The organism is Enterococcus gilvus ATCC BAA-350 (genome assembly GCF_000407545.1).
In the GTDB taxonomy this organism is placed as follows: Bacteria; Bacillota; Bacilli; order Lactobacillales; family Enterococcaceae; genus Enterococcus_A; species Enterococcus_A gilvus.
On sequence record NZ_ASWH01000001.1, the window covers coordinates 1,490,543 to 1,502,558 of the forward strand.

Consider the following 12,016-nt stretch of genomic DNA (forward strand, 5'->3'; position numbering starts at 1 on the left):
TTTCTTTTAGCCGATAAGGTAAAATAAGGTGAAGATATTAGAACGGAGGCGCCATATGATTAGTCCTGCAATCGAAGAATTAATGATGGAGCACGAAGAAACAATGATGATTCCAGCAGAGAATGTTGCTAACGTGATAAAAGAACACCCTTTGGAACACGCGCTACTGCTCTTATCGCAAGCTGGTTACTCGACCATACCAGTTTTAGATAAAGAGGATCATTTTGTAGGGTTATTAAGCTTAAATGACATCGTAAAGAAAATGTTAGGAATAGATGGCATTGATACATCTAATTTGGAAACACTAACAGTTGCTGATGTGATGAACACCGAAGTACCGGTTATGCGTCCAGATGCTGAACTAGAAGATGTGCTTCACTTATTAGTGAATGCCTCATTTTTACCAGTGTTGGACAGCGATGGAGTATTTTGTGGGATCGTCACTCGCAGAGAAATTTTAAAAGCAGTGAATTACACGTTTCATCAATTTGAACGTAAAAACCCTGAAACGAAAGTAATTTTTCATGCGAACACACCAAGCTAATCTCTAGAGACCTATTTAAGGTCTCTTTTTTTGTACTAACTATCATTTAAAAGCTGAATTATTTTGAGCGAAGAACTTAGAGTACGGATCAGTTGACTTTACTTCTTTAGCGTGTTATTTTTATCAAGTGTTTAAACAGTAACCGTTACGGTTAAACTCGATTAAATAAATCATGAACAGGAGAAAACAAATGGCAAAAAAATCAAAAATTGTAAAAATGCATAAACAGCAAGCGTTGATTGATCACTATGCAGAGAAACGAGCAGCGTTAAAAGCTGCGGGTGATTATGAAGGACTAGCAAAATTACCGAGAGACTCAAATCCGAATCGGTTAAAGCTACGAGACCAAATTGACGGTCGTCCAAGAGGATATATGCGCAAGTTTGGGATGTCACGGATCAAATTTCGTGAGCTCGCTCATAAAGGACAAATTCCCGGTATCAAAAAAGCAAGTTGGTAAAAGCGGTACAAATTAGTAAGAGATTTACCTTCATGATTTTGTTAAACTAGTAATGTATAGCAAATCGGAAGGGAGCGATAGTATGAAAACGGCCTTGTTTGTTTTGTTTGATCACTATGCTGATTGGGAGGCTGCTTATTTAATGAGTTTGCTAAATCAACGAGAAAATTGGCAAGTGAGAACGGCGTCGAATTTACCGCAAGTAAAATCAATTGGCGGATTGCAGACAAACGTGGATTTTAATTTTAGTCAAATTGAATCCAACTTTGACTTGTTGGTATTAATCGGTGGACATTCATGGAGTATACAGAGTCAGGCACTTTATCAGATTATAGAGAAGCAAATGGACCGTCAGCTACCGTTGGCCGCGATATGCGGTTCTGTTGATTATTTAGCTCAACACGGCTTTCTTGAAGGGTATATGCACACAGGCAATGCTCGGTTTCTTTGGAGGGATTTTCCTAACTATCAGATGCCTGAAAATTTTTTAGAGAAACAAGCAGTCTGCGATCGAAATCTTGTTACGGCAAACGGAACTGCTGTATTGGATTTTACTGAATTTGCCTTGCACCTTGTCGGCGACAGTTTTATTGAGGCTAAAAGAGCAGTTGATTTCTATCGTTTAGGCTATTATGGTTATCAGAAACGTTATCGTGACTTTTTAACGCAAAAAAATGACTCATAAGATAGTTAAAAACGGCTCCCGACAAAGTTTAACTTTGTCGGGAGCCGTTTTTTAGTTTCCAATAACAATTGGATCATTTGGAATGGTAAAACCATTTTGATTGAGAACTTTTACATATGCTGTGAGAAATTCTTCTTGAAGTTTGTATTGTTTCCCATTGGTTACATATAAAAAAGTACGAATCGCATAATTGCTGTTTCCAAGGTCAACCATCCCGAAGAGGGTCGGACCATCAAAGATTTCATCTTTAAACTCTTTTGAAAGTTTTTGGTTGGTTTCGTCGATTAGATGACTTATTCTATCGTACCCTTCATCTGGCTGGATTCGGATGTCTACTTTGACCTGCATATGCGCGCGTGAAAGATTACTAATTGTTGTAATATTGCGATTTGGAATAAAATGTACCGTCCCATCGGCAGATTTCATCTGAAGCATGCGGATGCCGACAGAAGTCACGGTTCCTTCAATGTGCAAGTCAGTCAAGCGAATATAGTCACCAACGTCTATTTGCTGCTCCATTATAATGAAGAAACCTGTAATGATATCATTTGTAAAGCCTTGCGCACCAAGACCTATAGCGATACCTGCAATTCCTGCACCAGCTAAAAGCGACCCGACCGGAATTCCGAGTGTATCTAAAATGGAATATAGAAAGAAGAAAAAGAGCGTGTAAGAAAAAATATTTTTAGATAGTGCATGAATTGTTTCTATTCTAGTAGCATTATCTGTCATTTTTTTCTTTTGTCGATCAAATGATTGATCAATCAAGAAACTTCCAATCTTTCTAATTAAATAAAAGATGACTAAGACCGCTAAAATTGTCAATCCTTTTTGTATGAGTATTGAAAAGACACGATCCCAATCGATCGTCTGCCAATATTTTTGCCAGACGGATAATTGTTCTGTTGCTTGTTCCACCACGTTGCCGCTGCTGGAATCAACTGTTTGTGTTGTCAATAAAAACATAAGCCACTCCTATACGTTAATAGAAATAGTGTAACAATCTTTACTATTTCTGTCGACTTGGTTGATAACAATCATAATATTCTTATAATTCAAAAAATCCATGACAATGATGGAAGAAAATGATAGACTAACATTTAAATAAGAAGGGGATGATAAAATGGTGAACATAAAATGGGAAGAATTAGGGTTTGAGTATATCAAAACACCGTTCCGTTATATTTCTCATTGGAAAAATGGTCAATGGGATGCAGGGGAACTTACAGAAGACAATACGATCACCATTAACGAAGGATCTACTTGTCTCCACTATGGACAGGAATGTTTTGAGGGATTGAAAGCTTATCGGCGCAAAGATGGAAACATTAACCTATTTCGTCCAGATGAAAATTCAAAACGGATGAATAAGAGTGCTGCGCGTTTACAAATGCCAGATGTTCCCGAAGATAAATTTATTGATGCTGTGATGCAAGTGGTGCGAGCAAATGAAGAATATGTTCCTCCTTATGGAACTGGAGCGACATTATATTTGCGCCCTTATCTAATAGGTGTAGGTCCTAATATTGGTGTGGTTCCTGCCCCTGAATATATTTTTAGTGTGTTCTGTATGCCGGTGGGCCCATATTTTAAAGGCGGATTGGCACCGAGTAACTTCATTGTTTCTGAATATGACCGCGCAGCACCCTTTGGTACAGGCGCTGCCAAAGTGGGAGGAAATTATGCTGCAAGCTTATTGCCAGGACAACTTGCTCATGATCGAAATTTTTCTGATTGTATTTATTTAGATCCGGCGACCCACACTAAAATCGAAGAAGTTGGATCAGCAAATTTCTTTGGAATTACGCACGATAATCAATTCATCACGCCAAAATCACCATCAATCTTGCCAAGTATTACTAAATATTCATTGTTACATTTGGCAAAAGAACGCTTTGGATTGGAAGCAATCGAAGGGGATGTTTGTTTAAACGAACTGGATAAATTTGCTGAAGCGGGGGCATGTGGGACAGCAGCGATCATCTCACCAATTGCTGGAATCCAGAATGGAGAGGATTTCCATGTATTTTATAGTGAAACAGAGACGGGTCCCGTTACAAAAAAATTGTACGAGGAGCTAGTTGGAATCCAATTTGGAGACGTTCAAGCGCCGAAAGGCTGGATTTATGAAGTCTGATTTTTAGAGTGCTTAAAAGAAGGTAAAGGGTATCATCTTAATTTTTTTAGTGGTATTCACCTTAGTTCTTTGATTCTTGAAGGCGGCTTTAGCCATCGTTAATCGGTTAGAAGTTCAATGAAATTCTATAGCAAGCGATATCCCTATCACACAGATAGAATCTTTAAATTCATTTAGAAAAGAAGCCACTCATTGCGAGTGGCTTTTTTGCATAATAAAAAGCACGTCTATCTAAGACGTGCTTTAAAGAATCTGAGTTTTAGCTCAGATGAACCCCTTTATCAACGTAGATAATATCCCCGATAATTCCTGTAGCCAGAGGACTAAGTAAGAACGCGCAAGAGTTTCCTACTTCCTCGATCGTAACAGAAACTTTGTCAGGCGTACGTTCCTCAGAAAGGCTAAGCAATGATTGGTAATCTTTGACGCCAGTTACCGCCAACGTCTTGATCGCACCTGCTGAAATGGCATTCACGCGAATGTTTTTCGGAGCTAACTCGGTCGCTAAGTAGCGTACCTCAGCTTCTAAAGCAGCCTTAGCAATCCCCATCATATTGTAATTAGGTATCGAACGTTCAGATCCCATATAGGTCATCGTTACAATGCTACCGCCATTTGTCATCAAAGGAGCAGCATATTTTGAGACTGCCAATAGGGAGTAAGCACTGATATCTTGTGCCAGTTGAAACCCATCTCTAGTAATCTCTGTCACATTACCCGATAATTCTTCCTTATTGGCAAAAGCAATCGAGTGTACGATGCCATCGATAGATCCGAATTTTTCTTTGATAGAATCAAAAGCAAATTTAATTTTTTCATCGCTAGCGACATCCAATTCAAACATACTTGCTTCTTCGCCGACCAATTTTACTAAATTCTTTTTCATACGTTCATTTTGATACGTGTAAATAATTTCTGCGCCTTGATCTGCGATTGCTTTCGCACATCCCCAAGCAATACTTTTTTTATTAGCTACACCCGTTACGATTATTTTCTTTCCAGTTAAAATAGACATTAAATGACACACTCCTAAATAATATAAAAAATAATATGCTCTCATTATGTTGGAAAAAGCTTTGATTGTCAAACTATTTTTTTAATTATCTTAATAGACCTTGATTAAACTATAGGATTATGATAGTTTGATTATCAAATAAAGTATTCATAGAGGTGTAAAATGGAAAAAATTATGAATGTCGAAGAAATTATGGCTGCGATCCCAAATCGTTATCCCATTTACTATTTAGATGCAGTTACAGAGTTTGAAGATGAGAAGCACATTACTGCCGTTAAGAATTTAACGATGAATGAAGACTTTTTCCAAGGGTATTTTCCTGGGGACCCTATCATGCCAGGGACATTGATTGTCGAGGCTCTTGCTCAAGCGGGATCGTTGTTAATATTGAAATCAGCAGCATTCGAGGGGAAAACTGCGTACATCGGGGGAATTAATAAAGCAAACTTTTTAGAATTTGTTCGACCTGGAGACACATTGTTCTTAAACTTTGATATTCAAAAAGTTAAAGGTCCTGTTGGAACCGCGAAAGCATGGGCGACTGTTGAAGAGAAAGTAGTTACTGAATGTGAATTTACATTTATTGTAGGGGACAAAGAGCAAAAAAACAGCTAGAAAAAAACCAAAACCTTTAATAAAAAGGTTTTGGTTTGAAGTGCGCCCCTTAAGTTAGACCAGAAAATCTAACTTAAGGGGTTTTTTAATGGCCAAATATGATTATGAGTTCAAAAGAATCGTTGTAGAAGCGTATCAAAATGGTGAAGGTGGCTATCGAACGTTGGCTCGGCGCTTTGGTATTCCAGCTATGTCGTTAGTTGAAAAATGGGTGAAAACCGCTGAAAGACTTGGCTTTAGCGCTCTAAATCGAAGAAAAGCCAAACAAACTTATTCTTCTCAATTCAAGCAAGATGTCATACACTATTATTTGACTAGTGGTGACTCTTACCTTGATGTTGCGTTGAACTATGGATTGCCATCTGGAGATTTATTCCAGCACTGGCATCAAGCATTTCTCCGCGAAGGCATGGAAGGTCTTTCACCCAAACCGAAAGGAAGACCTTCCATGACGAAGAAAAAGAAGAAAACACCAAAGAAACCGTTGACGCGCGAGCAGGAGCTGGAACGAGAAAATGAACTACTTCGTGCAGAACTAGCATTCATAAAAAAGCTCCGAGCTTTAGGGATGACTATCCCGGATCGACTCAAGAACGAGACGCACGAATCATCCACGAACTCCGAAAAGAGTTCCGATTAGGAATTCTACTTGAAGCGACGAAATTTCCTAAAGCAACGTATATGTATTGGCAACAGCGCTTCAATCGTGAAAATCCAGACGCCGCATTAGAAAAAATTATTACAGAACTTTTCGAAGAAAATAATGGGAATTATGGCTATCGTCGCATTCAAATTGCCTTGAATGAACGCGGACTAAAAGTGAACCAAAAGAAAATCCGTCGATTGATGCGTAAGCTTGGACTGAAAGGCGCGAAGTTCACACGAAAATCTCGTAAGTACTGTTCTTACAAAGGAACTGTTGGACAAGTGGCGAAAAATCGGATTCACCGCCGTTTTTATACATCGGTTCCTCATCAAAAAATCACTACAGATACCTCTGAATTCAAGTATTTCGAACGGGACAATACGGGGGGAGTAGTAATCAAAAAACTGTACCTTAACCCGTTCCTTGATATGTTTAATGGAGAAATTTTGTCCTACCGAATTTCAGAGGCACCAACGTTAAAGGCCATTCTTGATGGTCAAAAAGAAGCTATTGACTACACTGCAGATTGTCCCTATCGTCGGACATTCCACTCTGACCAAGGTTGGGCTTACCAGTTGAAGCAATATAGAAAACCATTATCGAATAAGAGTATCTTTCAAAGCATGTCCCGAAAGGGCAACTGTTTGGACAACTCACTGATAGAAAACTTCTTCGGTTTATTAAAGCAAGAAATGTATCATGGTGTCGAATATACAAGTTTTGAGCACTTAAAACAGGCAATTGAGGACTGGATAGATTACTACAATCATCGTCGAATTAAAACCCGGCTTGGTTGTAGTCCAGTTCAGTACCGAGAGCGAATGACAGCATAAAAATATACCGACCAGTTTTTCCAGTCGGTATATGGTCTAACTATTGGGTCTCACTTCAGTTTTTGTTTACTTTTTAGGTTCTTGTAAGACTTTTACTTCAGTGACTTTAGCTGGCTCTACAGGCGTCGATTTTTCGCCAGAACCGCCATCTTTTACTTCACCACTCGCTATTTTATCAACGGTGTCCATACCCTCTATTACTTGACCAAATACAGTATATTCGCCGTCAAGTTTAGGAGCGCCGCCTTTTTTGTATTGCTCAATAATTTTTTCTGGATAATATTGGATCGCAAGCCCATCACTTTGATCCTCTTTATTAGTTACGATAAAGAATTGACTGCCATTACTGCTGCGTGATTCTCCTCGTGCCATTGAAAGGGCGCCTCGGATGTTGTAAAGCTGATTAGAAACCTCAGTTTTGAATCCATCTTTCCAAATGCTTTCGCCACCGGTACCATCGCCCTTAGGATCGCCGCCTTGGATCATAAAGTCTTCGATTACACGATGGAAAGGTGTGTCTTTATAATAGCCATCTTTCGCGTGCTTCACAAAATTTTCTACAGCCTTAGGGGCTTGTTTAGGGAAAAGTTTGATTTTGATGTTTCCCTCCGTAGTCACTAATTCAACTAAATACTCATCCTCTGACACTTTGTTATCAAGCTGAGGCAATGCGACTTTATTCAAATCAACACTGGATTCTGTCGTCTTAGTTTTACTTTCTTTTGTTCCTTCTGTTGAATTTGTGTTGTTGCCGCAAGCTGCGAACAAACCGATCGATAAAACTAAGCTTGCACCGATCATCATCTTTTTGAATTGCATACCATTCTCCTTTTAAAGTTATTATCAATATAATCATAACAAACTTTCCAAAGAGTTCCTATGAAAAATCAGTGACTTTTATCTCAAAAAATTTTTTAAAATGGGTAATAAAAAAAGGAGATCATTTTGATCTCCTTAAACTAAGAGTAGCTCTTATAAGTTAGCAAATTTTTCTAACAAACGAATCATTTGGCAAGTGAAGCCATATTCGTTGTCATACCAAGCAACTGTTTTAACTAATTGATAGTCACCAGCTGAGGTAACTTCTGTTTGAGTAGGGTCAAAGATTGAACCTTGAGTAGTTCCGATAACATCACCAGAAACAATTTCACGATCATCATAACCGAATGATGGGTTGTCAACGGTATGTTTTTTAATTGCTTCGTTTACTTGATCGGCAGTTACTTTCGTATTAAGAATTGAAACCAATTCAGTCAATGAACCATCAACTACGGGAACACGTTGAGCATGTCCTTGTAATTTACCGTTCAATTCTGGAATGACCAAGCCAATTGCTTTAGCGGCACCAGTTGAATGTGGGATTGTGTTGTCAGCAGCAGAGCGCGCAGCACGTAAGTTGCCACCTTTAACGGGTCCATCAAGCAACATTTGAGTTGAAGTATATGCATGGACCGTAGTCATAGTACCAACTTCAATACCAAATTCTTCATTTAAGAAGTATGCCATAGGTGCTAGGCAGTTGGTTGTACAAGACCCAGCTGAGATAATTTTATCGTTTGAATCTAAAGTATCATCATTTACGTTGTAAACAATAGTTTTCATTTGTCCAGCAGGCGCTGAGATAACGACGCGCTTCACACCAGCGTCAATATGAGCTTGTGCTTTTTCTTCTGAAGTGTAGAAGCCGGTACATTCAAGAACGATGTCTACACCGTTTTCTTTAGCCCAAGGGATCTTACTTGCATCCGGTTCAGCATATACACGTGTTTTTTCGCCATCAACAACGATTGAATCTTCTGTCGCAGTAACTGTGCCAGGGTATGTGCCATGTGTTGAATCAAATTGTAATAATTGTGCCAACATTGTAGGACTTGTTAAATCGTTGATCGCTACTACTTCAATATCGTCAGATACTTCTTTAATCCGACGGAATGCTAAACGACCAATACGTCCAAATCCGTTAATACCTACTTTTACTGTCATAACCAAAAGTTCCTCCTTTTTTATGTCAAGCAAAGCTGATGCCTTACATTTTTCATTTTGCAACGCATCAATTTTTTTGTCAAAAGATATTACCTGAGAAGAACAGTCAATGTGAAAGCTATAAGAAAAAGAGCGAAACTAACATTTTTTTAAGCTTCTATCAATAAGAATGGACTTTTTTGTATAATCTAGCTACAATATATAAGACTTTGTTTAGTGTGGAGATTCAGTAGTCAATAGAATAAAAAACGAAAAGGAGGACACCCAAATGTCCATGTTTTTAGATCAAGTAACGATCGATGTCAAAGCTGGTAAAGGCGGCGACGGGATGGTGGCTTTCCGTCGCGAAAAGTATGTACCAGACGGCGGACCGGCCGGCGGTGACGGCGGTCATGGCGGTGATGTCATTTTAGTAGTAGATGAGGGCTTGCGTACATTAATGGACTTTCGCTACAATCGTCATTTCAGAGCAACGCCAGGAGAAAACGGAATGAGTAAGGGAATGCACGGACGCGGAGCAGAAGATACATATGTTAGTGTCCCCCCGGGCACAACAGTTCGCGATGGAGATACAGGAGCTCTATTGGGCGATTTAATTGAAAACGGTCAGGAATTGGTCGTTGCTCATGGCGGTCGAGGCGGTCGAGGAAATACGCGGTTTGCTTCCCCAAGAAATCCAGCACCTGAACTAGCTGAAAATGGTGAACCAGGTCAAGAAAGAAATATTGAGCTAGAATTAAAAGTATTAGCTGATGTAGGCTTGGTAGGCTTCCCTTCTGTCGGGAAATCAACCATTCTCTCTGTAATTTCTTCTGCTCGGCCTAAAATCGGAGCCTATCATTTTACGACACTCGTGCCAAACTTAGGGATGGTAACGACGAGTGACGGTCGCAGTTTTGCTGCCGCTGACCTGCCTGGGTTAATTGAAGGTGCTTCGCAGGGTATTGGACTTGGTACGCAATTCTTACGTCATATTGAACGTACACGTGTCATTCTTCATGTTATTGACATGAGTGGGATGGAAGGTAGAGACCCTTACGACGATTATCAAGCTATCAACAAGGAGCTTGCTTCTCATAATTTACGTTTGCTGGAGCGCCCTCAAATCATCGTTGCAAATAAAATGGATATGCCAAATGCAGAAGAAAATTTAAAAAAATTCAAGGCTGCTTTGAAGAAGGACAAGAAAAACGAGTTTGCCGATGATATCCCTGTATTTGCAATTTCTGCAATTACAAAACAAGGATTAGATAATTTATTGAATGCTGCGGCAGACTTATTAGAAGTAACACCAGAGTTCCTTCTGTACGATGAAGAAGTGGAAGAAGAAACCGTTAATTATGGTTTCCAATCTGATGAGCCTGAATTTACGATTACACGTGAACCAGATGCGACTTGGGTACTTACTGGAGACAAATTAGAAAAACTGTTTAAGATGACGAATTTTGATCATGACGAAACTGTTATGCGCTTCGCTCGTCAATTGAGATCTATGGGTGTTGACGAAGCATTGCGTGCGAGAGGTGCGAAAGACGGCGATCTTGTTCGTATTGATAAGTTTGAATTCGAGTTCGTTGATTAGAAAAAAATATTATTAATTTTGAAAAATACTGTAAGTATTCTTGCAGTATTTTTTTAGTGTATTGAAAGTCAAGTGAATGTGTTTTTAATAAATAATAAGTTGTAGTTTTACACAAATTGCACTTACGATAGTATCGATTATTAATTTATTTTTAAGAGAAATTTTTGATTGAAGAATTTTGAGTTTAAAAAAGAACAAAATCTCCTTTGTTTTAAAAATAGAGGCGTTATTTTTTATTGTTAAAGTTTGCTATTTTTATAAGCGGATTAAACAGATAATAGCAAATCTTCTTTTTCAATTAGGTAAGAATTGAATGATACGATGTGTAAGAGATAGAAGTAAGCGATTAGTAATAAAGCTTGTTAATTCAACAATTAATCTTTTTGTAAACTAGGAAAAGAATCTATTTCGTTAACAAAGAAACAAAAAAATACGTGCGTTATATGTTTTAAAATTTTCTGAATGATCGAGAAAAGTGTTGTTTAAAAATGATAATTCAATTATTTTATCTAAGAAAAGTTTTTTTAACCCAAAAATTTTATTAATAATTCTAATTGTGATTAGTGAATTATAAACTTTTTTGTAGCGCTCGAAGGAATCCCAGTGTAAACTTACACTGTAACAAGTAATAATTATATTGTTAATTAATAAAACTTTCCGGGGGCAACGTTTTGGAAACTTATTTTTAATAATAAAAAAGGGGAATAATGTGATGCAAGTATTAATTTTAACACACAATATTTTAGTTGAGAGACCTTTAGTAGAGAAGTTGCAACGCTTGAATATCGAAGTTTTAAGTTCGGCAAAATTACTAAACATGTTGCAAGCGAAGCAGGTTCCATTAGATGTTATGAGCTTCTTTGATGTTTTAGTCATCAGTGAAACTGTCTCTGATCAGGAGCTTTCAGTAATTCTTGAGGAAGTCGGCGAAAAATTTGTTGTCATCAGAGAGACAGATCGAATACCTCAGAAAGATGAAAAAGCTGATTGGGAGTCAAGAGGCGTTGATGAATGGCTGCTTGAAGATGAGACGCTTAGCGGGTTAAGAGAGAAACTCGCCGAGAATACAGTAGAAGAGTCTGTCTATTCAATCGGTTTTGGCATGAAAGCGAAGAAAGAAGAAAGCGAGTATGAAAAACGTCCAATTCCATTGTGGAATCTGACACGTTCAGAACGTGAAATGTTGAGTACGTTAATTTCTACGAAAGATGCGCCAATCAGTCGAAGCGACCTAGCTGTTAAGATTTGGGGCGATAGCGACTCTGCTAGTCACATGACTCGTTTATCTACGATTATTAAGCACTTGCGAAATAAATTGAAAATTGACGGTGTAGAATACGACGTCATTCGCACAAATTGGGGAGAAGGATATCAATTATCAAAAATATTCTTTGATCACTATATTGTGGATGATCGTATCATGGATGAGATTAAAACTGGGAATTGATTCCCAGTTTTTTTTATGAACTAGTAAAAGCTCGTTCTATTTTCCAAAAAAACCTTTTCTTGCTACACT

General features: G+C 38.3%; 13 protein-coding genes. 9 read left to right on the forward strand and 4 right to left on the reverse strand.

Going from position 1 to position 12,016, the window contains the following annotated elements:
• Positions 1-55: 55 nt before the first annotated feature.
• The 3 genes from cbpB (at position 56) to I592_RS07405 (ending at position 1,689) form a co-directional block, all read left to right on the forward strand.
• A complete protein-coding gene (cbpB, locus tag I592_RS07395; RefSeq protein WP_010780829.1) occupies positions 56-544 on the forward strand; it encodes a cyclic-di-AMP-binding protein CbpB in 489 nt (162 codons plus the stop codon).
• Positions 545-734: 190 nt separating this feature from the next.
• Entirely contained in the window at positions 735-1,004 is a 270-nt protein-coding gene (gene rpsN, locus I592_RS07400; RefSeq protein ID WP_010780828.1) for a 30S ribosomal protein S14, read from the forward strand.
• A gap of 82 nt (positions 1,005-1,086) precedes the next feature.
• A complete protein-coding gene (locus tag I592_RS07405) occupies positions 1,087-1,689 on the forward strand; it encodes a DJ-1/PfpI family protein (RefSeq protein WP_010780827.1) in 603 nt (200 codons plus the stop codon).
• Between the two features lie 51 nt (positions 1,690-1,740).
• Here I592_RS07405 and I592_RS07410 read toward each other — a convergent pair whose 3' ends face one another.
• Positions 1,741-2,655, reverse strand: a complete 915-nt coding sequence (locus I592_RS07410; protein ID WP_010780826.1) for a mechanosensitive ion channel family protein — start codon at positions 2,653-2,655, stop codon at positions 1,741-1,743.
• 157 nt (positions 2,656-2,812) lie between these two features.
• Between I592_RS07410 and I592_RS07415 the strand changes: the two genes are divergently transcribed.
• On the forward strand, positions 2,813-3,826 hold the full coding sequence (locus I592_RS07415) for a branched-chain amino acid aminotransferase (protein ID WP_010780825.1): 1,014 nt from the start codon (positions 2,813-2,815) through the stop codon (positions 3,824-3,826).
• 259 nt (positions 3,827-4,085) lie between these two features.
• Here the strand turns inward: I592_RS07415 and fabI are convergent, their stop codons facing one another.
• Positions 4,086-4,841, reverse strand: a complete 756-nt coding sequence (gene fabI, locus I592_RS07420; RefSeq protein WP_010780824.1) for an enoyl-ACP reductase FabI — start codon at positions 4,839-4,841, stop codon at positions 4,086-4,088.
• A 162-nt stretch (positions 4,842-5,003) separates the two neighbouring features.
• Between fabI and fabZ the strand changes: the two genes are divergently transcribed.
• From fabZ to I592_RS20940, 3 genes are all read left to right on the forward strand, one after another.
• Positions 5,004-5,456 (forward strand): 3-hydroxyacyl-ACP dehydratase FabZ, encoded by a 453-nt coding sequence (gene fabZ / locus I592_RS07425; protein ID WP_010780823.1) that lies wholly within the window; start codon positions 5,004-5,006, stop codon positions 5,454-5,456.
• An 88-nt stretch (positions 5,457-5,544) separates the two neighbouring features.
• Positions 5,545-6,096: a helix-turn-helix domain-containing protein gene (locus I592_RS21945; protein WP_016250190.1), complete on the forward strand. Its 552-nt coding sequence runs from the start codon at positions 5,545-5,547 to the stop codon at positions 6,094-6,096.
• Positions 5,997-6,935, forward strand: coding sequence for an IS3 family transposase (locus I592_RS20940; protein ID WP_244265186.1), 939 nt, complete (start codon positions 5,997-5,999; stop codon positions 6,933-6,935). Before I592_RS21945 ends, I592_RS20940 begins: the two co-directional genes overlap by 100 nt.
• 66 nt (positions 6,936-7,001) lie before the next feature.
• On the opposite strand, the gene I592_RS07440 is transcribed toward I592_RS20940, so the two are convergent.
• Together I592_RS07440 and gap are read right to left on the reverse strand one after the other, a co-directional pair.
• Positions 7,002-7,754: a peptidylprolyl isomerase gene (locus I592_RS07440; RefSeq protein ID WP_010780822.1), complete on the reverse strand. Its 753-nt coding sequence runs from the start codon at positions 7,752-7,754 to the stop codon at positions 7,002-7,004.
• Between the two features lie 153 nt (positions 7,755-7,907).
• Positions 7,908-8,918 carry a type I glyceraldehyde-3-phosphate dehydrogenase gene (gap, locus tag I592_RS07445; protein WP_010780821.1) on the reverse strand — a complete coding sequence of 337 codons (1,011 nt, stop codon included), beginning with the start codon at positions 8,916-8,918 and terminating at the stop codon, positions 7,908-7,910.
• A 268-nt stretch (positions 8,919-9,186) separates the two neighbouring features.
• Here gap and obgE point away from each other — a divergent pair, with 268 nt between their 5' ends.
• Both obgE and I592_RS07455 read left to right on the forward strand, forming a co-directional pair.
• Positions 9,187-10,500 carry a GTPase ObgE gene (obgE, locus tag I592_RS07450; RefSeq protein ID WP_010780820.1) on the forward strand — a complete coding sequence of 438 codons (1,314 nt, stop codon included), beginning with the start codon at positions 9,187-9,189 and terminating at the stop codon, positions 10,498-10,500.
• A gap of 712 nt (positions 10,501-11,212) precedes the next feature.
• A complete protein-coding gene (locus I592_RS07455) occupies positions 11,213-11,947 on the forward strand; it encodes a winged helix-turn-helix domain-containing protein (RefSeq protein ID WP_010780819.1) in 735 nt (244 codons plus the stop codon).
• The last annotated feature ends 69 nt before the right edge of the window (positions 11,948-12,016 follow it).